Below are 26,095 nucleotides of genomic sequence, written 5' to 3' on the forward strand. Positions count from 1 at the left end.
CAGCCAGTTCACCAGCCCGCGCTTCACGCAAGTCTTGCTGGATGCGACGGTGAAGGTCTCGATGGACGGTCGCGGACGCTGGATGGACAACGTCATGATCGAGCGGCTATGGCGATCCCTGAAGTATGAGTGCGTCTATCTGCACGCCTTTGAGACCGGGTCAGCGGCCCGGGCTGGCATCGGCAAGTGGATCGACTTCTACAACAACGAGCGCCCGCACTCCGCGCTCGGCGGACGAACACCGGTCGAGGCCCATCAGGGCCCCGGCCTGAAAGCGGCGGCATGATCAACAGGCAAGCTTAGCGGCGCCGCAACACTGTCCGGAAAACGGGGGCCACCTCACACGGCTGAGGTTTTCCGGCGTCATCCCCAGGTACGAGGCCAAGCGCCGCTTGTCTGTGCTCAACTCAAACGTCTCCGAGGCTCCGTGTTGCCTGCTCTGCCGCAGAAGATAATTTGCCAGTCGCTCGAGCGAGGTGCGCAGCTTCAGGTTTTTGGTGTTCTTGACCACCGAGCGATAGGCCTGAGCCAGATCGGTAACGATGGCGCGGGCGAAGGCTGCGTCTGTGCCGAAGACTGCGCGCACGTCCTGGCTGGGCACCAGAGCGACGCGGCTTTTCTCGAGCGTCCGTGCCGACATGAGGTAGGGCGCGTCCCTGATTGTGGCAGCGAGAATGAACGTCGAGACGGGTTGTAACGTTGTCATGCTGGTTTCACGCCCGTTCCAACTGGCGAACAGGTTCACGGAGCCGGAAAGAACGATGTGCAGGAAATCACTCGTTTCACCTTCGGTGATCAGTTCTATCTGCGGCGGGAAGTTCTGGATGTAGGCGCCGCGCATCAGCGCGCCGAAGTTCGCGTCCTCCATCTCGGCGAACAGATCAAGTTCGCGCACATCCGCCAGAATCGACTTGGAGAGCCCTGCCTGCATCCGGTCTTCCCTTCCGTAACGACACCAACGCCCCTCTTGATATTTGTCAAGACGCCACGCGTCATTATCCGCTGAGTGGCTTGCAGTCAGCCCTTGGGCTGACCGACATTTTCCAAGTAACAGCTTATTTATACAGGGTTTTTCGAAAATCTGATCTGAATCAAGTTTTGCACGCTCCTCTCAAGCCAAACCCGTTCCAAGCCCCATTGGGTCCCGTGCACACCAACACATGGAGGGACGGTAATGCACACACTCCACGGAGTCTCACGCTCGGACCAGTACCGGGCGCTGGGGCTCAGCACGTTCGCCTTCACGATTTGCTTCGCGGTCTGGACGATCTTTTCCATCATCGGCGTCAGGATCAAACAGGAGCTCGGCCTCAGCGACACCCAGTTCGGTCTCCTGGTCGCCACGCCCATCTTGACCGGATCGATCAGCCGTATCTTCCTCGGCGTATGGACCGAACAATTCGGGGGGCGGATCATGTTCCCCCTGCAGATGCTGATCACCGCGGTCTGTGTCTGGCTGCTCACCTCGGTTCAAACCTATGAGGTCTTCCTGATCGCCGCGCTCGGTCTCGGCCTCGCGGGCGGCTCCTTCATCGTAGGCGTAGCCTACACGTCGCGCTGGTTCGAGAAGGAACGCCAGGGCACTGCGCTTGGGATCTTCGGCGCGGGCAACGTGGGTGCCGCAGTCACGAACTTTGCCGCCCCCTTCCTCGTGGTCGCGCTCGGCTGGGAAGCGACGGCGCAGGTCTATGCCGTCGTCCTCGCCGCCACCGCGGTGCTCTTCTTCCTGCTGGCAAAGACGGACCCCGTTCAGGAGGAGCGGAGGCGCACCGGGCAAGGGGCCGCGTCCACCGGTTCGATGCTCGAGCCGCTGAAGAACGTCCAGGTGTGGCGCTTCGCGACCTACTACTTCTTCGTCTTCGGCGCCTTCGTCGCCCTCGCGAGCTTCCTGCCGCGCTATTACACCGGCGCCTATGGTCTCGAACTGACGACCGCAGGTGTCTTTGCGGGGCTCTACTCGCTGCCCGGATCGATCTTCCGCGCCCTCGGGGGCTGGATGTCCGACAAGTGGGGAGCACGGTTCGTGATGTACCTGACCTTCATCGTCAGTCTGGTCGTGCTCTTCGTCATGAGCTACCCACAGACCAGCTATGCCGTGAACGGCATCAGCGGGACGATCGAATTCAACTTCGGCATCTCGGTGGGCTTCTTCGTCGCCCTGACGGTTGTCCTGGGCTTCGTGATGAGCCTCGGCAAGGCTGCGGTCTTCAAGCACATCCCGGTTTACTACCCGCATCACGTGGGCTCGGTGGGCGGTCTCGTCGGCATGATCGGCGGACTGGGTGGTTTCTTCCTCCCTATCGCCTTCGGGATGCTGCTGGATCTTACAGGCGTCTGGACGGCACCGTTCATGCTCCTCTTCGTGATCGTCGCGGTCTCCACCGTCTGGATGCACGTTGCTATCCGCCGCATGGAGCGTCGCCGGCACCCCGCGCTCACGGACGAGAAGTACCTTTCGGACGTGCCGGACGCGCCGCTCAACGCGCCCGCCCCCGGAGAGGCCCGCGCCGCTGGCAGCCGTCCCGCAGTGATCAACCCGGCCGAATAAATCCTCGAAGATCCGACCTTCCCGGGCCGCCTGCGCGGCGGCCCGACACCCGAAATGCGCCATGACGGAGGACTGACCCATGGCTACCGCTGAACACATACCCGGTCGCAAGGGCCACACCCTGGCCGACTGGCGCCCCGAAGACCCCGCCTTCTGGGAACACGGGGGCCGCGCCATCGCTCGACGCAACCTCTGGATTTCTATCCCCTGCCTGCTGTTGGCCTTCTCCGTCTGGATGGTCTGGTCGGTGGTCGTCGCCAAGCTTCCCGCCGTCGGTTTCGACTACTCCACGGGCCAACTCTTCTGGCTCGCCTCGCTGCCTGGCCTGTCGGGCGCCACGCTGCGAATCTTTTACAGCTTCATGGTGCCCATCTTCGGTGGCCGGCTCTGGACCACGATCTCGACGGCATCTCTCTTGCTGCCTGCACTCGGCATTGGCTTCGCCGTCCAGAATCCCGACACCAGCTATGCCTGGTTCCTGCTTCTTGCACTGATGTGCGGTTTCGGCGGCGGCAACTTCGCCTCGTCGATGGCCAACATCGCCTACTTCTTTCCGAAGAAGCAGAAGGGTAACGCCCTCGCGCTGAACGCCGGCCTCGGCAATCTCGGCGTGTCCGTCATGCAGTTCGTTGTGCCGCTGGTCATCACGATGGGCGTTTTCGGCGCCGTCGGCGGTGCACCGCAGACCCTGCAGGACGGCGAAGCCCTGTGGCTTCAAAACGCCGGTTTCGTCTGGGTGCCGTTTATCGCGCTGGCCGCGATCGCGGCCTGGTTCGGAATGAATGATATCGCCGACGCCAAGGCGTCCCTGTCCGACCAGCTCACGATCCTCAAGCGCAAGCACAACTGGATCATGTGCGTGCTCTACACGGGGACCTTCGGCAGCTTCATCGGCTACTCGGCGGGCTTCCCCTTGCTGATGAAGACGCAATTTCCGGTCGTGGACGCGCTGCAGTTCGCCTTCCTCGGGCCACTTGTCGGGGCGCTGTCCCGTGCAGGCACGGGCTGGATCTCGGATCGTTTCGGAGGTGGCCGGGTCACCTTCTGGACGTTCCTGGGCATGATCGTCGCCGTGCTGGGCGTGATCTGGTTCCTTCCGCTGCGCGACGGCGCCGGCAGCTTCTGGGGCTTCTTTGCCTGCTTCATGGCGCTGTTCTTCCTGACAGGCGTGGGCAATGCGTCCACCTTCCAGATGATCCCCTCGATCATGCGCCAGGAAGTGCCGCGTCTGCGCCCCGACCTCGACGAGGCGGCGAAGCTCAAGCAGTCCGAGATGGAGAGCGCCGCCATCATCGCCTTCACCAGCGCGATCGCGGCCTACGGCGCCTTCTTCATCCCGAAGTTCTACGGGACCTCGATCGAGCTGACCGGCGGTCCCGCCGCCGCGCTTTGGGGCTTCGCTGCCTTCTACGCTCTCTGCGTCGCGATCACCTGGGCCTTCTACACCCGTAAGAACGCGCCCGTCCCCTGCTGACCAACTGAACCAAGCCGCGCCCGCCGTACGGGCCGGGCGCGGCCGATCCTGAGGAGAAAACGATGAGCCACCTGCTCGACAGACTGAACTTCCTCCAGTCCAAGGAACTGGAACGGTTCTCGAACGGCCACGGGCAAGTGACCCGCGAGAGCCGCGACTGGGAGGAAACCTATCGCAACCGCTGGCGGCACGACAAAGTCGTCCGCTCGACCCACGGCGTGAACTGCACGGGCTCGTGCTCGTGGAAGATCTACGTGAAGTCCGGCATCGTCACGTGGGAAACGCAGCAGACGGATTATCCGCGCACGCGTCCCGAATTGCCCAACCACGAGCCTCGCGGATGCGCCCGCGGCGCGAGCTATAGCTGGTACCTGTACTCTGCCAACCGGGTGAAGAACCCGCTCGTGCGCGGCCGGCTGATGAAGGTCTGGCGCAAGATGCGCGAGACGATGAGCCCGATCGAAGCGTGGACGAAGCTCCAGAACGACCCGATTCTGCGGGCCTCCTACGTCGAAACCCGCGGCACCGGCGGCTTCGTCCGCGCCGACTGGGAGGAGGCGACGGAGATCGTGGCCGCCGCCAACGCCTACACCGCCAGGACCTACGGTCCCGACCGCGTCTTCGGCTTCTCGCCGATCCCGGCCATGTCGATGGTCTCCTACGCGGCCGGCTCACGCTACCTCAGCCTCCTGGGCGGGGTCTGCATGTCCTTCTACGACTGGTACTGCGACCTTCCGCCGGCTTCGCCCATGACCTGGGGCGAACAGACGGACGTGCCGGAATCAGCCGACTGGTACAACGCGGGCTATCTTCTGCTGTGGGGCTCGAACGTGCCGCAGACCCGGACGCCCGATGCCCACTTCTACACCGAGTCGCGTTATCGCGGCACCAAGTCGGCCGTGATCTGCCCGGACTATTCCGAGGCGGCGAAGTTCGGCGACGTCTGGTTGAACGTGAAGCAGGGCACCGACGCAGCGCTGGCCATGGCCTTTGGCCACGTCATCCTGCGCGAGTTCCACCTTGATCGGCAGGCCGAGTATTTCGAGGAATACTGCCGCAAGTATTCTGACATGCCGATGCTCGTCCGGCTGGACGAGAAGGATGGCCGTATCGTGCCCGGCCGTTTCCTTCGCGCTGATGACCTCGACGGCAAGCTTGGGGAGGAGAACAACCCGGCCTGGAAGACGGTCGCCGTGGACGAGCGCTCCAGCGGGCTGGTCGCACCGAACGGCGCCATCGGCTATCGCTGGGGCGAGGACGGCGAGTGGAACCTCGAGGAGCGCGCAGCGGGTCAGGAAACCCGGCTGAAGATGTCGCTGATCCTCGAGGAGGACCATGACGACGTAGTCGGCGTGGACTTTCCCTATTTCGGGGGCGCGGCCACCGAAGCCTTCGCCACTGATGCGCGGCATCCCGACGTTCTGACCCGCGACATTCCCGTCCGTCGTGTGCAGACCCATGACGGCGAGGCACTGGTCACCACCGTCTTCGATCTCTTCTGCGCCAACTACGGGCTCGATCGTGGCCTCGGCGGCGACTGGGTGACGGCGGACTACGATGACGAGATGCCGGGCACGCCCGCCTGGGCGGAGAAGATCACCGGCGTGGACCGCAAGAAGATCATCCACGTAGCCCGGGAATTCGCCGAGAACGCCGAGAAAACCCAAGGCAAGTCCATGGTCATCATCGGTGCCGCGATGAACCACTGGTACCACATGGACATGAACTACCGCGGCGTCATCAACATGCTGGTGATGTGCGGGTGCGTGGGCCAATCGGGCGGCGGCTGGGCGCACTATGTGGGGCAGGAAAAGCTGCGCCCGCAGACCGGGTGGCAGCCACTGGCCTTTGCGCTCGATTGGGGCCGTCCGCCACGGCACATGAACTCCACCTCGGCCTGGTACGCTCATACCGATCAGTGGCGCTACGAAACGCTGAAGACCAACGAGATTCTTGCGCCCACCGCGCCCGAGGGCGACTGGGATGCGAGCATGATCGACTACAACATCCGTGCCGAACGGATGGGGTGGCTGCCGTCCGCGCCCCAGCTCAGGACGAACCCGCTGGACGTGGCGAAAGCGGCCAAGTCGGAAGGAAAGGAGATCCCGGCCTACGTCGCTGAGAAGCTAAAGTCGGGCGAGCTGGAAATGTCCTGCGAGGATCCGGACGCGCCCGAGAACTGGCCCCGCAACCTCTTCGTCTGGCGCTCGAACCTGCTCGGCTCCTCGGGCAAGGGTCACGAATACTTCCTCAAGCACCTGCTCGGGACCGACCACGGCGTGCTCGGCCGCGACCTGGGCGAGGAGGGGCACCAACTGCCCAAGGAGGCGAAGTGGCACGAAGAAGGCCCGCGCGGAAAGCTCGACCTGCTGGTCTGCATCGACTTCCGGATGAGCACCACGGCAGTCTACTCGGACGTCGTGCTGCCGACCGCGAGCTGGTACGAGAAGAACGACCTCAACACCTCCGACATGCACCCCTTCATCCACCCGCTGCAGGCGGCCGTGGACCCGGCCTACGAGAGCAAATCGGACTGGGAGATCTTCAAGGCCATCGCCAAGAAGTTTCAGGAGATCGCGCCCGAGATCCTGGGCAAGGAAACCGACATCGTCGCGCTGCCGATCCTGCACGACACGCCGGCCGAGATCGCCCAGGACCAGGTTCGCGATTGGAAGAAGGGCGAATGCGACCTGATCCCGGGAAAGACCGCGCCCAACTACGTGCCTGTCGAGCGGGACTACACGGCGCTCTACGACCGCTTCGTCGCCTTGGGGCCGCTGATGGACAAGCTCGGCAACGGCGGCAAGGGCATCGGCTGGAAGACCGAAACGGAGGTCGAGCACCTGCGTGAGCTCAACGGTGTCTGGGAGGAGGGTCCGGCCAAGGGCTGCCCGAAGATCGTCTCCGACATCGACGCAACCGAGGTGATCATGATGCTGGCGCCCGAGACCAACGGCGCGGTCGCCGTGAAGGCCTGGGAGGCGCTCGGCAAGGCCACGGGCCGCGAGCACACCCACCTCGCGCTGCCAAAGGAAGACGAGAAGATCCGCTTCCGCGACATCGCCGCCCAGCCGCGCAAGATCATCTCGTCCCCGACCTGGTCGGGCCTTGAGAGCGAGAAGGTTTGCTACAACGCGGGCTACACCAACGTCCACGAATTGATCCCGTGGCGCACGCTGACGGGCCGCCAGCAGCTCTACCAGGACCACCTGTGGATGCGGGCCTTCGGCGAGGGCTTCGTATCGTACCGCCCGCCTGTCGACCTCAAGACGATCACCGAGGAGGTGAACCACGACGCCCGCGACGGCCAGCCGCATGTCGTGCTCAACTTCATCACGCCGCACCAGAAGTGGGGGATTCACTCCACCTACTCGGACAACCTGCTGATGCTCACGCTCAACAGGGGCGGCCCGGTGATCTGGATCAGCGAGAACGACGCGGCCAAGGCCGGCATCGCCGACAACGATTGGGTGGAGCTCTACAACACCAACGGAGCGCTCACGGCGCGGGCGGTCGTCTCGCAGCGGATCAAGGACGGAACGACGTTCATGTATCACGCGCAGGAGAAAATTGTGAACACGCCCGGCTCTGAGAAGACCGGCAAGCGAGGCGGCATCCACAACTCCGTCACCCGCGCGGTGCTCAAGCCCACCCACATGATCGGCGGCTACGCCCAGCAGTCCTACGGCTTCAACTACTACGGCACCGTAGGCGCCAACCGCGACGAGTTCGTCGTCGTCAGAAAGATGCAAAAGGTCGACTGGCTCGACCGTGAAGCGACCGAAAAGGAGGCCGCGGAATGAGAGTGCGTGCGCAAATCGGCATGGTGCTTAACCTCGACAAGTGCATCGGGTGTCACACCTGTTCCGTCACCTGTAAGAACGTCTGGACCAGCCGCGAAGGCGTCGAGTACGCGTGGTTCAACAACGTCGAGACGAAGCCGGGCACCGGCTACCCAACCGACTGGGAGAACCAGGCGCGCTGGAACGGGGGCTGGGAGCGGACGAAGTCCGGCAAGCTGCAGCCCAAGCAGGGGGCCAAGTGGCGGATCCTGGCGAACATCTTCGCCAATCCGGACCTGCCGGAGATCGACGACTACTACGAGCCGTTCGACTTCGACTACGATCACCTGAAGTCCGCGCCGGAGATGGAGGCGTTCCCGACGGCGCGCCCCCGCTCCAAGATCACCGGCGAGCGGATGGAAAAGATCGAGAAGGGTCCGAACTGGGAGGAGATCCTGGGCGGCGAGTTCTCGAAGCGCTCCGAGGATTACAACTTCGAAGGGATCCAGAAGCAGATCTACGGGGAATACGAGAACACATTCATGATGTATCTCCCCCGGCTCTGCGAGCACTGCCTCAACCCGGCCTGTGCGGCGAGCTGCCCGTCCGGCGCCATCTACAAGCGCGAGGAGGACGGCATCGTCCTGATCGACCAGGAGAAATGCCGCGGCTGGCGCATGTGCGTCTCGGGCTGTCCCTATAAGAAGGTCTATTACAACTGGTCGACCGGCAAGTCGGAGAAATGCACGCTCTGCTATCCGCGGATCGAGAGCGGCAACCCGACCGTCTGCTCCGAGACCTGCGTCGGCCGCATCCGCTATCTCGGCGTGATGCTCTACGACGCCGACAAGATCGAGGAGGCTGCCAGCGCCGAGAAGACGACCGACCTCTATGACGCGCAGCTCGACGTCTTTCTCGACCCCAACGACCCCGTCGTGATCGAGACGGCGCGGGCCGACGGCATCCCCGAGGACTGGATCCGCGCCGCGCAGGAAAGCCCGATCTGGAAGATGGCGATGGAGTGGAAGGTCGCCTTCCCGCTTCACCCCGAGTACCGGACGCTGCCGATGGTGTGGTACATCCCGCCGCTCAGCCCGATCCAGAACGCGGCCGAGGCGGGTGCGATCGGCACGAACGGCGCCATGCCCGACGTGCGCAACCTGCGCATCCCGCTGCGCTACCTCGCCAACATGCTGACCGCTGGCGACGAGGAGCCGGTGGCCCAGGCGCTCGAGCGGATGCTGTCGATGCGCGCCTACATGCGCGCGAAGACCGTCGAGGGGGTCGAGGACGAGGGCATCGCCGCCCGCGTAGGCCTCTCGGGCCGCGCGATCGAGCAGATGTACAAGATCATGGCGCTCGCCGATTACGAGGACCGCTTCGTCATCCCGACGACCCACCGAGAGCAGGTGGAGGAGGCTTACGACCTCAAGGGGGGCTGCGGCTTCACCGACGGCAACGGCTGTTCGACCGGGATCAGCCAAGGCTCGCTGTTCGGCGGCAAGAAGAAACCCCTGAAGATTCCGACGGAGGCTTCGTGATGGATCGCACACTCAAGGCAATCTCGCTTTTGCTGAGCTACCCGACCGAGGAGCTTCAGCGCGCCATGCCGGAGATTGGAGGCGTCCTCGCCTCCGACACTCGGCTGACCGCGGCGGCGCGGCGGGCCCTGCGCCCGCTCGTGACCGAACTGGGCGAGCGGGACATCTATGACCTCCAGGAGCAGTTCGTCTCGCTCTTCGATCGGTCGCGCACGCTGTCGCTCAATCTGTTCGAGCATGTCCATGGCGAGAGCCGGGACCGCGGTGGCGCCATGGTTTCTCTGGTGGAGACCTACCGCGCCGGCGGGTTCGAACCTGTCACCAGCGAGTTGCCGGATCATCTGCCGGTGCTGCTCGAGTTCCTTTCGACCCGGCCCGAGGCCGAGATGCAGGAGATGCTGGGCGATGCCGCGCATATCCTCGAGGCGCTGGCGACCCGCCTAATGCGCCGCGAGAGCAGCTATGCCCCGCTCTTCGCGGCCCTGCTCCAGGTCGCCCGAGCCACTCCCGATTCCGAGGCCGTCGCCGCGCTGCTGGAAGAGCCCGAAGTCGATCCCGACGATCTCGAGGCGCTCGACGAGGTCTGGGAGGAATCTGAGGTCCGCTTCGGTCCCGATCCCAACGCCGGCTGTCCGCAGGTGCGCGACATGCTCGCCCGCATGGACACGCCCGTCACCCCCGCGCCTGCTGAATAACGGAGGCAAAGATGCACGACTTCCTCTTCGGGATTTATCCCTACATCGCGCTCACGGTGCTGATCGTGGGCTCCATTGCTCGCTACGAACGGGACCCCTTCACCTGGAAAAGCTCGTCCAGCCAGCTTCTGCGCCGCAGGCAGCTCGTCATCGGGTCGGTGCTCTTCCATGTGGGAGTTCTGGTAATCTTCTTCGGCCACCTGATCGGCCTGCTCACGCCGATCTGGGTGTTCGACACGCTAGGCGTGAGCCACACCGCGAAACAGCTTCTCGCCATTTTGGCCGGCGGCGTCGCTGGCGTCATGGCGCTCGTCGGCGGAGGTATGCTGTTGCATCGCCGCTGGACGGACCCTCGTATCCGCCGGACCTCGAGTGTCGCCGATATCGGCATCCTCGCTCTGCTCCTGGCACAACTCGTTCTCGGGCTCGCCACGATCTTCGTCTCGCTCGGGCACCTCGACGGGCACGAGATGACGAAGTTCATGGCTTGGGCGCAGGGTATCTTCACCTTCGACGCGGCAGCGGCGAGCTACATCACCGACGTGGCGCTCGTCTTCAAGCTGCACCTGTTTCTCGGGCTGACGATCTTTGTGCTCTTCCCGTTCACGCGGCTGGTGCACATGCTCTCTGTTCCACTGCGCTACTTCACGCGGCCAGGCTATCAGGTCGTCCGCTCGCGTCGCCGCACACCGTTGCCGGCGCGGCCGGAGCAGTCCCCCCGCCCCACCCGGAAGCCCGCAGTTCCTTCAAGCCGCCCGGCCGCCGGTCCGGCGCCCACCCCCGCGGAGTGATCACATGACCGCAGCTCTGTTCCCCGACCTGATCGTCAACGGCGAGCGCGTGCCACACGGTGTCGTCGCCGCCGAGGCGCAGAACCACTCGGCCCCGCGGGGCAAGCCCGGCATCGCATGGCGCAAGGCAGCCCGCGCCGTCGCGATCCGCACGCTTCTGCTGCAGGAAGCTCGGCGCCGGGGGCTCACGGCCGAGCGGCAGGAGGTCGCGCCCGGACGCTTCGAAACGGAAGAGGAGGCCCTGATCCGGGCCCTTATTGACACCGCGCTGGACCCTGCCTCTCCGACCGAGCCGGAGATCCGCGCCGAGTGGGAGGCGGACCCGTCACGCTTTCGGGCGCCGCCGCTTTGGGAGGCGAGCCACATCCTGTGCGCCTGCGACCCGCGCGATGACGAGGCCCGCGCCGCAGCCCACGACAGAGCCACGCGCTTGGCGCAGGCCGCCGCTCGTGATCCTGCGCGCTTCAGCCTGCTCGCTGCGCACGAAAGCGACTGCGGCTCTAAAGCATCCCGCGGGACTCTCGGCCAGCTGGGCCCCGGAGACACGGTACCGGAGTTCGAGGCGGCGCTTCGGCGCCTCCGCGAGGGAGAGATTACGTCCGAACCCGTGCTAACGCGGCACGGCTGGCACGTTATCCGGCTCGACGCTTTGGCCGAAGGGGCCCTGCTGCCCTACGAGGTGGTGCGCTCGAAGATCGCCGCAGCGATGGAGAAAGCCGCCTGGAGCCGCGCCGCGCGGGAGTTCGTGGCGGCGTTGACCGAGGGCGCGGAAATCGCCGGGGCTGAACTGGGCCCCGTCTGACCGATTGGGGCGGCCTGACCTGCCAATCCAGGATCGGCCGCCGCAGCCCTCCCTCTGGTCCATCAGCCGCGACCCTCCGCCATCCGGTCAAGGTCACCGGATGGTGAAAACCCATTTCCTCCGGAGCTTCCCCATGCTTGCCGATCTTCTGAAGCGCAACGCCGACTGGTCCCAACGCCGCAGCCAGGAAGAGCCTGGCTACTTCGCACGCCTCGCCACAAGACAGACCCCCGAGTTCTTCTGGATCGGCTGTTCCGACAGCCGGGTGCCCGCCAACGTCGTCGCCGGCCTGGACCCCGGCGAGGTGTTCGTGCACCGCAACGTCGCGAACGTCATCCACTCCGCCGACATGAACATGCTTTCGGCGCTCGAGTTCGCCGTAGATGCACTGAGCATTCGCGAAATCATCGTGTGCGGTCACTATGGCTGCGGCGGCGTGAAGGCAGCGACGGAGGACTTGCCTCACGGACTGGCCGATCACTGGCTCGAGCCGGTGCGCAGGCTCGCTCGCGCTTACGCGGTGGATCGGGCGCAGGCGGAAAGCCCGGAGTCACGTCGCGACCGGCTCGCCGAGTTGAACGTCGTGGAGGGCGTCCGGCGCGTAGCCGAGACACCGATCCTTCAGCGGGCCTGGGCCCGCGGTAACGACATCCGCGTACACGGGCTCATCTACGGTTTGAAGGATGGCCGCCTGCGCGACCTCGACTGCACCATCGCCCGGCGCCAGGTGCCGGAGGCCGCGGAATGACCCTCATTTCGAAAATCGAAACTCCTGCATGTGGATGCGAAAGCGGCACCGGCTTGGTGTCGATCGACCAGGCACTTTCCCTCATCACGTCCGCTGCGGGCGTGATCCACGATGTCGAGCGCCTGCCGCTTGCAGCGGCGAAGGGCCGTGTGCTGGCCGAGCCGGTCGTTGCACTGGCTCCCAGCCCTCCTTTCGACAACGCGGCGATGGACGGATACGCGGTGGACACGCGCACGCTCGTCGGGCCCGGCCCATGGCGCCTGGAGGTTCGCGACCGGATACTCGCCGGAATGAAGGGGGATCGCACACTGAAGGCGGGCGAGGCTGCCCGGATCTTCACTGGCGCTCCCGTTCCTCCGGGCGCCGATGCCGTCGTCATGCAGGAAGACATCGATAGGACGGGGTCCGGCATCCTGCTCTGCCGGCGGCCGAGGCCAGGCATGCATGTGCGCCGAACGGGCGAAGACCTCGCTCGCGGAGCGAAAGTCCTGCCCGTCGGCCGCCGGCTGGATGCGCCGGCTCTCGCCGCAGCGGCGGCCGCCGGGCTCGCCACCGTGGCGGTGCGTCGCCGGGTGCGCGTGGCGCTGCTGACGGGCGGCGACGAGGTGCGCCAGCCAGGACAAGAGCTCGCCCCTGGCGAAATTTGGGACGTGAACTCATTCATGTTGAGTGCGGCGGTCGAGACGCCGGCGGCCCAGCTTGTGGAGGTCGCGCACGTCGGGGACGATCCTGCTGACCTCGAACATCTGCTTGGCCGGGTGAGCCGCTCCGCCGATCTGGTGATCACCGTCGGCGGGATCTCGGTAGGTTCTGCAGACCGTGTGAAGCCTACGATCGCTAAGCTTGCCGGTCCTCCTGTTTTCAGTGGAGTGGCAATCAAGCCAGGGAAGCCGGTCTCCTTTGGCCGCATCGGCAGCGCCTTCTGGCTTGGTCTGCCAGGCAATCCCGTCTCGGCCTTCATCACTTGGGAGCTTTTCGGCAGGTGGCTTGTGGCGCATCTTGCGGGAGAGGCACAGCCAGGCCGACCGCGAAGCCATGTGGTTACGGCGAGCCCTCTCCGGCACAGGCCCGGCCGATGCGAACTGCGCCCCGCCCGGATCGTGGGGCAGGATGGAACAGGGCGCGATATCGCGGACTGCTCCCAAGAAACACGTTCGGCCGTCGTCTCGGCCTTGGCCGAAGCCCACGGGGCAGTGCTCATCCACTCGGACGTCGAGAGCGTCGCGGAAGGAAGCCTGCTCGAATTCGTGCCGTTCATTTCTGAATGAACGTGGGTGCAGCGAGGGGAGGCGCCATACCAAACGCTCGCTTGCTGGAGTAGCGCCTCGTCACTTCAGACCGCGACGAAGCTTCTGGGACCAGATCACCGGGCGGATCGCCCTTGTATGCGCAGCAGAGAAAATGGCCTCTGCAGCGAACAGCACCTTCTTGCTGCGGTGGCGGTGACCTGCCCGCCTTGGGTCCCTCGTTCATAAAGAGAGTCTGCGGGTTTGAGATTGGTAGTCTGGGCGGTTTCTCTTGGCAAGCGCGCCGGGCGCGGAGCCCTCAAATTGCTCAAGCGTCCGGCGCGCTGCGAGCGGCGTTTGGTTTCCCAGAGACGAGTGCGGCCTGACGGCGTTGTAATCGTAGCGCCAGAGCGCCAGCTTGCGCCGGGCGTCGTCCAGGGTGTCGAAGATCTCCTCGTTCAAGAGTTCGTCGCGCAAGCTGCCATTGATGGCGAAGACGGCCCCGCTCCTGACAAGGGACCGTATGATGGTCCTGCTTTGCACAAGGAGCTTTTCCAATGACCCCAATGACCCCAATGACCCCAATGACCGTGGGCCTCGATCTGGCCAAAAATGTGTTCCATGTCCATGTCGCCGATGCGTCCGGCAGGATGCTCGAAAGTAAGAAGCTCGTGCGTCGCCATGTATTGGATTTCTTCATGGCTTTGCCGTCCTGCTTGGTGGGCCTCGAGGCTTGTGCGACTGCCCATTATTGGGCTCGCCAGTTGCGGGATCTAGGTCACGACGTCCGTCTCATTCCTCCGGGCTACGTCAAGCCCTTCGTCCGACGCGGCGCGAAGAACGACGCCACTGATGCCGCTGCGATCTGTGAAGCCGTCACGCGCCCCGGTATGCGCTTCGTCCCGATCAAATCGCGCCAGGGCCAGGCTTTTCTGATGCTGCACAGAGCCCGCGCCCTTTTAATTCGGCAAAGGACGATGGCCGCCTGCGCGTTCCGGGCGCACCTGGCCGAGTATGGCATCGTTGTCGCGCAGGGGCGGCACCGGGTCGAAGTCCTCACCGAACAGCTCGATGAGTTGCGAGAGGATCTGCCGGAAGATGCCTGCTTCGCCTTGGATGCTCTCGTCGAGCAGTTGGACGCGTTGAACCGGCAGATCGCGGTTATCGATGCCCGCTTGGCTGAGAGGCACAAGACCGACGCGATCTTCCGCTTGCTTGCGACCATCCCAGGGATCGGGCCGATCACTGCAACGGCCTTTACAGCGACTATCCCGGACCCGTCCGCGTTTCGCTTGGGTCGCGAATTTGCTGCCTGGCTCGGGCTGAGCCCACGCCAAAACTCGTCCGGCGGCAAGCACAGGCTTGGCGGCATCACCAAGAAAGGCGACCGGTATCTTCGCCATCTGCTGGTCTTGGGAGCGCGAACCGTCGTGCGCTATCCCAAGGCCCGTTCGCGCGTCGATGGTCCGTGGATCGAGGGGCTGCTGGCGCGGCGTCGGCCCATGGTCGTTGCCGTGGCAGTCGCTAACAAGTTAGCGAGGACGATCTGGGCCATGCTCTCTACCGGTGAGGTCTTCCGACCCGCGCAACTGTGAGAGCCATGAACGAAGCGGTGTAGAGATGGCACAAGTGCAATGACAGCGTGATGGGAATCGGCAGAGCTGAGGATCGAGCAAGCCCGGAGAGCTTTAAGCGCGCCACAGCGCGTCCCGTTGATGAGGCCTCGATCCGCGGACACCATCAGGGCCAGCAGTCATGTACGGGCTGCGCAAACAGGCCGAATACATGAACGCACCCGCCGATTAAGATCACGATCAGAACACTTGCGCCTGCGGGGCCGTCTATACATGAAGCTTTCGATGAAGGCGTTCTGCTGGGGCCTGCCCGGGTCGATGTAATGCCAGGGCACCCCGTTCTTGTCGGCCCACTTCAGGATGGCGCGGCTGGTGAACTCGGTGCCGTTGTCACTGACAATGCAAGCGGGCTTTCCGTAGATCCGCACCAGCGCATCCAACTCGCGGGCGACACGAGCGCCCGAGATGCTGGTGTCGGCGGTCAGGCACAGGTTCTCCCGGCAGCAATCGTCGATCACCGCCAGAATGCGGAACTTGCGCGAGGCGCCGAAGCTGTCGGCCAGAAAGTCGAGCGACCAGCGGGCATTGGGATGCGCCGCCTCCGGCATCGGCGTGCGTGACCCACGGGCCCGCTTCCGTCCGCGCCGTCGCTTCACCGACAGCCCTTCCTCCCGGTAGAGCCGATAAAGCTTCTTGTGGTTCATGAGCATGCCCTTGCGCTCGAGCAGGATACCGATCCGGCGATAGCCGAACCGGCGTCGCTTCCCGGCGATCTCCTTCATCTCCTCGCGGACCTCGGGGCAGTCCGGCGGGCGTCTGCGCCGGACCGTCTTGGGATCGACACCGACAAGCTGGCAGGCCCGGCGTTGCGAGATGTCATGATCCCGCATTGCCCTGAGCGCCGCCTCTCGCCGCCTGGTCAATGTCGTCAGTTCTTTCCCAGCAGATCCTTCAGGACGACGTTGTCGAGCATCGTGTCGGCCAGCAGGCGCTTGAGCTTGGCGTTCTCGTCTTCCAGCGCCTTCAGCCTGGCGGCCTCGGAGACCTCCATACCGCCATACTTGGCTTTCAGCTTGTAGAACGTCGCCGGGCTGAGACCATGCCTGCGGCACACCTCCGCCGTCGGCATCCCGGCCTCCTGCTCCTTGATCATCCCGATTATCTGCGCCTCGGTGAAACGGCTCTTCCTCATTCGTCTGCTCCTTCCGGTTGAGCAGACTCTACATCAGACTGAGGGATCTCGCGGGGGGCAGGTCACGCCAATTCCACCTGGCCGAGGTGTCGCTCGATCAGCGGGCGGAAGCGGGTATGTTCTTCTCCGTCCAATCCATTGGGAATATGGAGATACCGGTACACGTTGCTGGAGAACTTCTCCTCCGCGAGAGCAATGCCGCGGACGTCGGAGTGCCTGAGCAGCACCTACTCGCCCGTTTCGTTTCTCACGACCGCATGCGCCGGGCGCAACTCGTCGGTGATGGCGCGCACGTCCTGGCCCGCAGCGGACATGCCGGCAGGCATCTGATGACTCACCTTCGATTTTCCTCGTGCACAGGACCACAACAATCACACCAATTCGACGGCGGTGGCGTTCGCCACGCTACGTGTTGGCGATGCCCGGAACGGCGGCCACGAGCTTGGCATCCGCGAAGCTTGCCAGCGCGCCGGAGGCCGCCTCCCGATCCATCAGCACCAGTGCCGTGCTGAGGGCGTCCGCGAAGGCGGCGTTTGTCGCAGTGATGCTGATCGAGCGCCATTTCGCGGCGGCGGGCGCGCCTGTACGCGGGTCGAGGATGTGCCCGATCGTCCCTTCGCGGTCGAAGACCGTGCCGAGTGGAGCCGAAGTGGCCAGGGCGCGGTCGCGCAAGTCAACGCGGCCATGGGGGCGGCTCTCATCCGTCACCAGGGTCACCGGCCAGTCGCCGCCCACGGCGTGGTGCTCCCCGGTTTTGACCAGCACCTCGCGCAGCCCCTCGGCCCTCAGCATCGCGGCGACGCGGTCGGCGATGTAGCCCTGCGCTATGCCGTTGAGTGTCAGGGCCATCTCCGGTTCGAGCGTCACGTCACCGGGCGACATCCGCACCCGCTGCCAGCCGGTCCGCGCCCGGGCGGCCTCGACCTCGGCGGCGTTCGGAGCGGCGCCTGCGGCGTAACTGCGCGCGTGGAGGTCCCAGAGCGGCTGGATCGTGGGGTCGAACAGGCCGCCGGTCGCGCGGTGGACGGTGGCGCAGAGGCCAAGGCACTCCAGCAGCTCGAAGGACGGCGCGCTCAGACGGCCCGTTCGATTGAGGCGCGAAAGAGCCGACCCCGCGCGATACAAGCTGAAGATGTCCTCGAGCCGGTCGATCTCGGCGAAGGCGCGGCGGGCGATTGCGGCTGCGTCCGGGTGAGCGAGCGTGATCGTCGCCTTCGCGCCGAGGGCGGTGCCGTGGAACTGCCTCACCGGCGCGGCGCCGGCGGGCGATCCGGCGACCACCGCGGCCGCGCTGATCGAGAGGAAGCGGCGTCTGGTCAGTGCCCGCATCTCAGCTCTCCCTTTCCTGTGACACGCGCTCGAGGCGCTTCATGAAATCGTGCCCGTCATGGGCCTGCGGCGTCTCTTCGGGCGACAGGACCTCGTGGTCCGCGATCCCGTCCAGCCGTTCCACCCGGCCGCCGTGTTCGGCGGCGAAGGCAGCGGCGGTGTCCGCGTCCGAGAACGGGACCAGTTCCGCCGCACCCATTCCGCCGACGCGCGTCGAGCCCACCACGAAGTGGGCGGCCCCGGCCGCGATCCAGTTGTCCGCACCCGGCTCCTCCCAACTCGGGGCCGCGGCCATGTCGTTGACGTAAATCGCCGTGATCGCGTGGCTCTGCTCGGGCATCCGCTGGTACGAGATCGCGTCGCGCACCTGCGAGAAGAACAGCGGCGTCTCCTCGCCGTCGAGAAGCACCTGCGCCTTGGGGCCAGGATGCTCGGCCAGCACCATCTGGCAGTAATGCCCGACCGCATCCGCCGGCATGGTGACGGCCGGCGGCAGGCCCGCCAGGTCGTCCTCCTGGCAGCCTGCCAGGAGGACGAGGGGAAGCGCGAGGATGAAGAGGCGGTTCACGGCGTAACCTTTCTGAAGGCGAGGAGCGCCAAAGCGAATGCGACGAGTGGCCAGAGCGCGACCGATGCCAGCGCCTGCCAGGCGGGGATAGAGCCTGCGGCGCCACCAACTCCGGCCGCGGCCGCCGTGGCCTCGGACGAGGCGAGGTTGAAGATACGGAAGGCATCTGCCGGGTTGGCCAGAAGCAACCAAGGGAAGACGTGGGTCGTGAAGACCCCGCCGGCATCCGCGACCACCGCAGCCAGCAGGCCGAGGTCGTATAGCACGATCAGCACCAGCCAGAGCCCGATGGCGAGCCCAGCCGCCGCGCCGGGGCGTCGCGCGATCGCCGACAGCGCATAGCCGATGCCCAGGAAGCTCGCTCCCAGCAGGAGCGACGACCAGAACAGGCGCACCAGCGCCGGGAGCCCGCCGGCCGCCTCGGGATCGACGGCGAAGGCGGCCGCGGCGGCACTGCCGTAGCCGATGGCCAGCGCGAGGGCGAGGGTCGCCAGATGCGCCAGCGCCTTGCCCAGAAGCAACCGCGCCCGCGACACCGGATAGGTCAGAAGCAGCGGCAGCGTGCCGCGTTCGACCTCGCCCGCGACCGCGTCGAAGGCCATCAGCAGGCCGACCAGCGGCACGAGATAGACGGCGAGGCTCGTCAGGCTCGCCACCGTCACCGACAGGCTGTCCGCGCCCAGCTCTCCCGTCGGGGCGCTTCCCGCCGCCGACAGGACGAGCGCGAAGAGCGTCATCATCGCGATCACGATGGCGACCCAGCGGTTCCTGAGCGCGATGCGGAACTCGCAGCTCGCCAGTCCGAGTGCGGCGGTCATGCCTGCGTCCTCCGGCTGTAGTGGTCATAGATGTCCTCGAGGCTGGGCGGCACGACCTCGACATCCTCGACGAGGTGTCCCAACTCGGCGACCCGGCCCAGGCGCGAAAGCTTCTCGTCCGGCGGGCAGACGAGGTCCACCATCACGCCGTTCCTGCGGCCCGCCCGAAGCTCGCGCGCCACATCGTCGGCGGCGCCGGGGCGGGCGGCGACGTGGATGCGCGTCGGAAGTCCCGCGTTGCGGCGCAAGCCGGCGAGCGTGTCGTCGGCGACCACCCGGCCCTTCGAAAGGATGACGATGCGGTCCGTCCGCGCCTCGACCTCGGTCAGCGCGTGGCTCGACAGCAGGATCGCCGCCCCGTCGGCCGCGAGTTCCTCGAGGATTGCGTAGAACTCGCGCCGCGACACGGGATCGAGGCCACTGGTCGGCTCGTCCAGCACCAGAAGCCTTGGCCGGCCGATCAGCGCCTGCGCCAGTCCGACGCGCTGGCGCATTCCCTTGGAATAGGTCCCGATGCGCCGGCGCGCCGCGTCACCCAGCCCGACCCGGTCCAGAAGCGGGCGGGCCTGCGATGCGGGCGCGCCGCGAAGCCGGAGGTAGAGCGCCATCTGCTCTTCTCCGGTCAGCGAGGGGTGGAAGGCCGCGTTCTCGGGCAGATAGGCCACCTGCGCCCGCGCCGCGCCGCTTCCGGGGGCGGCGCCAAGCACCTCGACCGATCCGCCGTCGGCGGGGATCAGGCCGAGCACGATCTTCATCAGCGTGGATTTGCCGGCCCCGTTGTGGCCGAGGAGCGCCACGCGTTCGCCCGCGCCGACGGTCAGGCCGACGCGGTCCAGCGCCGTGTGGCGTCCGAATGTCTTGGTCACGGTCGAGAGCTTCAGGCTCGACATCTCATTGTCCTTTCTCGTCCCAGGCCGGCCGGGCCTCGGCCTCGAGCGCCGCGATGCGCGGCGGCACGGCGATCTCGACCGGCCGGATCAGGGGATGACTGTCCACCACGCCCCCGGGAAGTGTCGCGGGGAAGCTCGCCTGGCTCCAGCGGATCAGCTGGACGGCGGGCGAGCCGTTCAGCAGGCCGGCGGCCGGCTGGGACCACAGCACGTGGTCCATCAGGTCGTTCGGCCGGAACGGGCTGTCGGCGATGCCGTCGCCGTCAAGGTCGAAGGCGGCGTGATCCGACCAATAATTGCCGCGCCCCTCCAGGCTCCACTCCACGTCGCGGGTCCCGACGTACTTGACCTGCGTGCGATTGCCGACGAAGGCGTTGCCGGTCAGCGCGTTCTTCTCCGACCCGGCGGTGAAGTGGACGCCGATGTCGCAGCCCTCGAAACGGTTGTTCGCGATCAGGTTCCTGTGCGCGTTGTAGATGAAGGTGCACTTCTCGGCGCCGCCCCGGACGAGGTTGCCGACCACGTCCGCGTCGTTGGCGTAGTTGAGCATGACGCCGTGGTCCCGGTCGCGGAGCGAGAGGTTGTCGCGCACCGTGATCCCGTTCGAGAACATCAGCGCAAAGCCCAGGTGATTGCCGATCGAGACGTTGCCGCTCACCTCGCTGTGGTTCGTGTACATGTAGTGCACGGCGAAGCGCAGGTCGCGGAAGATGTTGTTCTTGAACTCGTTGTCGCGCGACGAATTCGTGAAGATGCCGTCGCGGCCGAAGCGGACCTCGTTGCCCTCGACCCGCGCGCCGGGCGCGTTCCAGACATAGATGCCGTTGCCCCGGTCGTTCATGCGGTGGTCGCGCCGCCCGACGATGGTGTTGCCCTCGACGACGCTGTCCTTCGCGCCGTGAATGTCCACGCCGTAGAGGTTGCCGACGATGCGGTTGTCGGTGACGCGGGCGCCTGTCGCGGCCTGCGTGAGCTTGACGCCCGAGTCGATGCCCTCGTGCGACGATCCGGAGCCGGTGATCTCGAGCCCGCGCACCGTCACGTCCGGGGCGGCGACGGTGATCACGCTGCCCTCGGCTCCGCCGTCGATCACGGCCTCGCCACCGCCGTCGAGCGTCAGGGGCACGTCGATGGTCACCGGGCCGTCGTGGCGGCCCGGCAACAGGATCAGCACGTCGCCGGGGTCTGCCCCGGCGACGGCGGTTTCAAGCGCCCCCGGCCCGGCCGGCACGCGCACCTCGTCCGCGCCGGCAAGGCCGGGCAACGCGACCAGGACCGCGAGCGCCAGTGTTGCGGGTCGGAGGCTCATGTCTCAGGCCTCCGCCGGCTCGACCAGCATCCGGCCGCGCATCTCCATGTGGAGCGCGTGGCAGAACCACTGGCAGTAGTACCAGTAGACGCCTGGCTTGGACGCGGTGAACGTGACCGAGGCCGTCGCCTGCGGACCCACCTCCATGGCGATGCCGTGGTTGTTCAGGCAGAAGCCGTGCGTCAGGTCATCGACCTCGTCCAGGTTGGTGACATAGATCGTGACCTCGTCGCCCTGCTTGACCGTGAACTTCTCCATGCTGAAGGCCGGAGCGACCGACGACATGTAGACGCGCACCTTGTTGCCGTCGCGGATCGGCTCGTCATGGCCCCAGTCCAGGTCCACGCCGTCCGCCTCGGCCTGGCGTCGGGCGTCTTCCCACATCGGGTCGTCGCGGCTCCAGACGCTGACGGGGTTCACGACCGAGCGGTGGACGATGATGCTGTCGTGCGGCTCGGCGAAGGTCGGACCATCGTGGACCAGCGTCATGCTATCGCCCGAGATGTCGATGAGCTGCTCGTTCTCGGGCTTGAGCGGCCCGGTGTTCAGGAACCGGTCCTTCGAGAACTTGTTCATCGAGATCAGCCACTTGCCGTCGGCGTCCAGCGTCTCGCCCATCGAGGTCGAGTTGTGGCCGGGCTGGTAGGCCACGTCGATCTTCTCGATGATCGGATCGACCTCTTCCCCATTGTAGAGCCGGATCGCGTCCTCGATGTTCCACTTCACCACCTGGCTGTCGAGGAACAGCGTGGTGAACGCGTTGCCCTTGCCGTCATAGGCGGTGTGAAGCGGCCCGAGCCCCAGCTGCGGCTCGGCAACCACGACCGACCGGGGGTCAAGGTCGGGATCGGCGAAGATCGCGTCGATCTTGGTGACGTCGAGAACCGAAACGGTGGGCGACAGCTTGCCGGCGACGCAGACGTGTTTCTTGTCGGGTGCGGTGTTGATGCCGTGGGGGCTGTTCGGGATCGGGACGTAGCGGGTGTAGTTCTTGTTCTGCCCCTTGCGTCCGTCGATCACCTTGACGCCGTTGAGCTCGATATAGTCGCCCGCGGCGATGCCCTTCTCGATCTCTTCGAGGTTGAAGATAACCACGTGGTCCATCTCGGACGCCGTCATCTCGGCCAGGTTCATCCCCATCTCGGAGTTGTACGAGGTCGAGAAGGCGTATTTGCCCTGGTAGTCGCAGTCGGTGTTGTCGAGGTTGCCCGACACCATGACCTGCCAGGCGATCTCCATCGTGTCGCCGTCGATCGCGGTATAGAAGTTCACGTATTTCGACGGATCGTCCAGAACCGAGCCGTCATTGACCATCGGTACCTCGTCCTCGCCGTTGGCGAAGACATAGCCGGTGCGCGGCCACTTCTGCGGACGCAGGCCGTGGATCGCCTTGGCGTTCGGGATCTCGATGATCTTGTCGCATTTCATCACGTCGCAGCGGACCCGCGCGACGCGGGTGTTCGCCTTGTCGTTCATGAACAGGTAGCGGCCATCGTACTTGCCCTCGGTGAAGGACATGTGCGGGTGGTGCAGGTCGCCGTTGTCGTGGACCTTCTTGCCCTGCGCCGCCAGGTATTCCTTCGTCTCGGGCAGCATGCCCTCGGTCAGGATCTTGAGGCTCTCGTTGGTCTGGCCCCAGCCCGTGGCCGAGCAGCGGTTGAAGACCGGCACGCGCATCAATTCGCGCATCGACGGCACGCCGAGGATGCGAAGCTCGCCCGACTGGCCCGAGGACCAGAAGCCGTAGTACTCGTCCAGCTCTCCGGGTGCCAGCGCGGCACCGCCGGTCGCCGCACTCGCCTGTCCGGCTGCGGCCGCCGTCGCTGCGGCCCCGGTGCCGCCCAGAAGCGCGAGGCGGGACGAGCCGAGTGCGGCCGCACCCCCGGCCGTAGCCCCGAGCAGGCCGCGGCGCGTAATGCCCGAAGGCGTGTCACTGGAAGACATGGGTCTTTCCTTTCTTCTTTTGGAGATTGGGATGGTTCTGGATTGCGCCGAGCTCGCGCGCGCCTGTGGACGCTTTCTCGCGGCGCTTCAGCTTCTTGATGACGACCGGGCACTTCGCCTCGCTCTGGTAGAGCACCTGGCAGTGCATGCAGTTGAGGCACTCGTTCGGGTTGATCTCGCCAGTCGGGTGGATCGCCTGGACCATGCACTCGTTCGAACAGGTCTGGCAGGGATTGCCGCATTCACGGTACCGCTTGAGCCAGTCGAACATCCGCAGTCGCGCAGGAATGGCCAGCGCCGCGCCCAGCGGGCAGAGGTACCGGCAGTAGAAGCGCTCGACGAACAGCCCGATCCCGAGCAGCACCAGCGCATACAGCACGAAGGGCCAGGCGCGGTCGAAGTTCAGGATGATCGCGGTCTTGAAGGGCTCGACCTCGGCCAGCCGCTCGGCCTGTTCGATCGAGATCAGCGTGACCGCGAAGAGCCCGAGGAAGATCATGTACTTGATCGGCCAGAGGCGCTCGTGCAGCCCCCAAGGCAGTTGCCACTGCGGGACGCGGAAGCGCCGGGCGATGCGGTTCGTCAGCTCCTGCAGCGCACCGAAGGGGCACAGCCAGCCGCAATAGGCCCCTCGCCCCCAGAACAGCAGCGCGGCGGCGACGGCGAACCACAGGATGAAGGTCAGCGGGTCGAGCAGGAACGCCTGCCAGCTGAACCCGGTGGTCACCGTGTTGGCGAGCGTCATCAGGTTCACGACCGAAAGCTGCGCGTTGGCGAACCAGCCCAGGAACACCAGCGTCACGGTCAGGAAGCCCATGCGGAACCACGTGGTCGCGCGGGCCGAGCGGGTCAGGAAACCCTGGAAGAAGAACGCGGCGGTGAGGATGCCCAGCATGGCCAGCACCGCGCCGATCTCGAAGGTCTTGTCTTCCCAGATCCGCTTCCAAAGGGCGCTTTGCGCGGCGGCTTCGCCCGCGTCGGCCGAAGCGGGCGCGCTGGCGGACACCGCCGGTGCGGCCTTGGCCCGGGTGTAGGCGTCGGGCAGCCGGTAGCCCAGATCGAAGGTCACGAACAGCCGCTCGAGCGCCCCGACCTCGCGCTGTACCAGAAGCTGCAGCCGCCAGGGATCGGTCGGCTCGAACTCGGCGTCGGCGGGGATCTTGAACAGGTCGAGTTCGCGGAACTCCGGCGCGCCGGGCAGCGCGATCTCGCCCAGCCGGCGGTGGCCGCGGTCGCGGAAGCGAACCGAGATGTCGTCCTGGATCAGCTGGATGCGGTCGAAGATGCCGCCCCGGACATACCCGGACCCCTTGAAGGAATAGTCCCCGCGCCCGGCAACGAGGATGGCGTGCTCGCCCTCCTCCAGCCAGTCCTCGAGGTTCGCATACTCGGCCTCGCCCAGCAGCGCCCGACCGATGGCGGGTACACTGACGAGCGCGACGTTCATGTCGATGAAGGTGTCCTCGGGCGCGCCGGGCGCCGGCCGCTCGGTCGCGCGAGCGTCGCCCAGTTCCTCGAACGCCTGGTTCACCTGCCCCACGTCCAGCGTGAGCCGGCGGATCGTCCCGTCGCCCTCGGCCTCGATCCAGTCCGCGGGCGGCGCGGCATCCGGATCGACGGCGACCTGCGGGCCGGTGTCCTCGACCTCGGGCTCGAGCCCGCCCAGCCCCAGCGCACGCGCGACCTTGATGCCCGAGCGCACGATGGAGTCGTCGATCACCATCACGGTGACCGTCGCACCGGAGATGATATTGAGGTCGTGCGCATCGCCGCCGCTTTCGGCCTCGGCCACCAGGTCGAGGCCCGCGTAGTCCTCGGTCAGGCGCTGCATCTTCGCCTCGGGGATGCCGATGAGCACGATCGGCTCGGCGTGCTCGACAAGCTGGACGCCCGCGAGCTTCGCCTCGCCGTCCACCGCCGCCAGCACGTGGATGGGTTTGCCCGAGTAACCGGTCGTGCCGACGAAGTCGGACGTCAGGTAGGCCCACGCGACCGTATCGCCGTCATCGAGCACGGCCGCCACCGGCACCTCCGGGTGCAGCGGCCCGTACGCATCCGCACCCTCCACCAGTTCGCCCGCCGGCACGTCTTCCAGGAAACGCGGCAGGAGAGGCGCCTGCGCCGCCGCACTCACCGCCGCGGCGCACCACAGCAGGAGTGCCAGCATCGGCGCGCGGGTCAGTCGGATGTCGTGGCGTGGTATAAGGGACATTCCAGATGCTCTTTTTGTCGAGCATCGGATAGCAGCCCAGATCCGCACCGAATTTGACGCGGATCAAATTGAAACCATTTCGGAAAGGTTACGTGGCGGAGCGCCTCCCGGCGCCAGCCAGAGATCGGCGCACGCCTGATCATCACCACCGAAGGGAGCCGAATGCGCCTTACCAAGCTCACGGACTACGCGTTCCGGGTGCTTATCCTTGCTGCGAGCAGCCCGGGTCGAAACCTGACGGTCGACGAGACCGCGCGCCTTTACGGCATCTCCGCGCCGCACCTGAAGAAAGTCGTGACCGCGCTGACGCGGACAGGTTTCCTCGTCGCCGTCAGGGGACGCTCCGGCGGCTTCAGGCTCGCGCTCCGTCCCGAGCAGATCAATCTCGGGGAGGTCATACGCGCTGTCGAGCCGGACTTCGCACTGGTCGAGTGCTTCCGGAAGGAGAACGAGTGCAGGATCACGTGCTGCTGCGGACTTCCGCCCATCCTGAACGAGGCCCTCGACGCCATGCTCAGCGTGCTCGACCGGCACACGCTGGCCGACATCGCCCTCGCCCCCGGAGCAGTGGCAGACTTGAGGAACGCGGCCGAGACAGCGGATGCCGCCCGGACCTGAACGGGTCGCCGGCGCCCGCGGCACGGCAGTGCCT

General features: G+C 65.9%; 20 protein-coding genes and 2 pseudogenes. 12 read left to right on the plus strand and 10 right to left on the minus strand.

The features are described from left to right. Window positions 1-286, plus strand: a 286-nt coding sequence (locus tag BM162_RS20475; protein ID WP_143096234.1) for an integrase core domain-containing protein, incomplete at its 5' end; no start/stop codon positions are given. Here BM162_RS20475 and BM162_RS20480 read toward each other — a convergent pair. Further along, complete coding sequence (locus BM162_RS20480) at window positions 287-931, minus strand: cyclic nucleotide-binding domain-containing protein (protein ID WP_093425553.1); 645 nt, start codon at window positions 929-931, stop codon at window positions 287-289. A gap of 243 nt (window positions 932-1,174) precedes the next feature. Here BM162_RS20480 and BM162_RS20485 point away from each other — a divergent pair, with 243 nt between their 5' ends. From BM162_RS20485 to BM162_RS20525, 9 genes are all read left to right on the plus strand, one after another. Continuing rightward, window positions 1,175-2,548, plus strand: a complete 1,374-nt coding sequence (locus BM162_RS20485; protein WP_093425554.1) for an MFS transporter — start codon at window positions 1,175-1,177, stop codon at window positions 2,546-2,548. A gap of 79 nt (window positions 2,549-2,627) precedes the next feature. Then, window positions 2,628-4,022, plus strand: coding sequence for a NarK family nitrate/nitrite MFS transporter (locus BM162_RS20490; protein WP_093425556.1), 1,395 nt, complete (start codon window positions 2,628-2,630; stop codon window positions 4,020-4,022). Between the two features lie 62 nt (window positions 4,023-4,084). After that, window positions 4,085-7,825: a nitrate reductase subunit alpha gene (locus BM162_RS20495; protein WP_093425557.1), complete on the plus strand. Its 3,741-nt coding sequence runs from the start codon at window positions 4,085-4,087 to the stop codon at window positions 7,823-7,825. Further along, window positions 7,822-9,345 carry a nitrate reductase subunit beta gene (gene narH, locus BM162_RS20500; RefSeq protein ID WP_093425559.1) on the plus strand — a complete coding sequence of 508 codons (1,524 nt, stop codon included), beginning with the start codon at window positions 7,822-7,824 and terminating at the stop codon, window positions 9,343-9,345. Before BM162_RS20495 ends, narH begins: the two co-directional genes overlap by 4 nt. Further along, window positions 9,345-10,040, plus strand: a complete 696-nt coding sequence (narJ, locus tag BM162_RS20505) for a nitrate reductase molybdenum cofactor assembly chaperone (RefSeq protein WP_093425560.1) — start codon at window positions 9,345-9,347, stop codon at window positions 10,038-10,040. The genes narH and narJ overlap by 1 nt, the downstream gene beginning before the upstream one ends. Window positions 10,041-10,051: 11 nt before the next feature. Further along, entirely contained in the window at window positions 10,052-10,831 is a 780-nt protein-coding gene (narI, locus tag BM162_RS20510) for a respiratory nitrate reductase subunit gamma (protein ID WP_093425562.1), read from the plus strand. A gap of 4 nt (window positions 10,832-10,835) precedes the next feature. Then, window positions 10,836-11,633, plus strand: a complete 798-nt coding sequence (locus tag BM162_RS20515; RefSeq protein WP_093425563.1) for a peptidylprolyl isomerase — start codon at window positions 10,836-10,838, stop codon at window positions 11,631-11,633. Window positions 11,634-11,766: 133 nt separating this feature from the next. Beyond that, window positions 11,767-12,381 (plus strand): carbonic anhydrase, encoded by a 615-nt coding sequence (locus BM162_RS20520; protein ID WP_093425565.1) that lies wholly within the window; start codon window positions 11,767-11,769, stop codon window positions 12,379-12,381. Then, window positions 12,378-13,649 (plus strand): molybdopterin molybdotransferase MoeA, encoded by a 1,272-nt coding sequence (locus tag BM162_RS20525; protein ID WP_093425566.1) that lies wholly within the window; start codon window positions 12,378-12,380, stop codon window positions 13,647-13,649. The genes BM162_RS20520 and BM162_RS20525 overlap by 4 nt, the downstream gene beginning before the upstream one ends. Before the next feature lie 201 nt (window positions 13,650-13,850). On the opposite strand, the pseudogene BM162_RS20530 reads toward BM162_RS20525, so the two are convergent. After that, window positions 13,851-14,099: pseudogene (locus BM162_RS20530) on the minus strand (integrase core domain-containing protein); the annotation flags it as partial. Between the two features lie 83 nt (window positions 14,100-14,182). On the opposite strand from BM162_RS20530, the gene BM162_RS20535 reads away from it, so the two are divergent. Continuing rightward, window positions 14,183-15,202 (plus strand): IS110 family RNA-guided transposase, encoded by a 1,020-nt coding sequence (locus tag BM162_RS20535; protein WP_093425578.1) that lies wholly within the window; start codon window positions 14,183-14,185, stop codon window positions 15,200-15,202. A 254-nt stretch (window positions 15,203-15,456) separates the two neighbouring features. On the opposite strand, the pseudogene BM162_RS20540 reads toward BM162_RS20535, so the two are convergent. From BM162_RS20540 to BM162_RS20575, 8 genes and pseudogenes are all read right to left on the minus strand, one after another. Further along, window positions 15,457-16,373: pseudogene (locus tag BM162_RS20540) on the minus strand (IS3 family transposase); the annotation flags it as partial. Window positions 16,374-16,778: 405 nt separating this feature from the next. Beyond that, the gene (locus BM162_RS20545) at window positions 16,779-17,702 is read right to left on the minus strand and encodes an FAD:protein FMN transferase (RefSeq protein ID WP_177215303.1); all 924 of its coding nucleotides are present in this window, start codon (window positions 17,700-17,702) and stop codon (window positions 16,779-16,781) included. Window position 17,703: 1 nt separating this feature from the next. Further along, window positions 17,704-18,270 carry a nitrous oxide reductase accessory protein NosL gene (locus BM162_RS20550; RefSeq protein WP_093425568.1) on the minus strand — a complete coding sequence of 189 codons (567 nt, stop codon included), beginning with the start codon at window positions 18,268-18,270 and terminating at the stop codon, window positions 17,704-17,706. After that, on the minus strand, window positions 18,267-19,088 hold the full coding sequence (locus BM162_RS20555) for an ABC transporter permease (protein WP_093425569.1): 822 nt from the start codon (window positions 19,086-19,088) through the stop codon (window positions 18,267-18,269). Before BM162_RS20555 ends, BM162_RS20550 begins: the two co-directional genes overlap by 4 nt. Continuing rightward, window positions 19,085-19,978: an ABC transporter ATP-binding protein gene (locus BM162_RS20560; protein WP_093425571.1), complete on the minus strand. Its 894-nt coding sequence runs from the start codon at window positions 19,976-19,978 to the stop codon at window positions 19,085-19,087. Before BM162_RS20560 ends, BM162_RS20555 begins: the two co-directional genes overlap by 4 nt. Before the next feature lies 1 nt (window position 19,979). Beyond that, window positions 19,980-21,287, minus strand: a complete 1,308-nt coding sequence (locus BM162_RS20565) for a nitrous oxide reductase family maturation protein NosD (RefSeq protein ID WP_093425572.1) — start codon at window positions 21,285-21,287, stop codon at window positions 19,980-19,982. Between the two features lie 3 nt (window positions 21,288-21,290). Further along, a complete protein-coding gene (nosZ, locus tag BM162_RS20570) occupies window positions 21,291-23,231 on the minus strand; it encodes a TAT-dependent nitrous-oxide reductase (RefSeq protein WP_093425574.1) in 1,941 nt (646 codons plus the stop codon). Next, on the minus strand, window positions 23,218-25,443 hold the full coding sequence (locus BM162_RS20575) for a NosR/NirI family protein (RefSeq protein ID WP_093425575.1): 2,226 nt from the start codon (window positions 25,441-25,443) through the stop codon (window positions 23,218-23,220). Before BM162_RS20575 ends, nosZ begins: the two co-directional genes overlap by 14 nt. A gap of 162 nt (window positions 25,444-25,605) precedes the next feature. Between BM162_RS20575 and BM162_RS20580 the strand changes: the two genes are divergently transcribed. After that, complete coding sequence (locus BM162_RS20580; protein ID WP_093425577.1) at window positions 25,606-26,061, plus strand: RrF2 family transcriptional regulator; 456 nt, start codon at window positions 25,606-25,608, stop codon at window positions 26,059-26,061. Window positions 26,062-26,095 lie beyond the last annotated feature (34 nt).

The sequence above is a fragment of the Tranquillimonas alkanivorans genome, assembly GCF_900115595.1.
Taxonomy (GTDB): domain Bacteria; phylum Pseudomonadota; class Alphaproteobacteria; order Rhodobacterales; family Rhodobacteraceae; genus Tranquillimonas; species Tranquillimonas alkanivorans.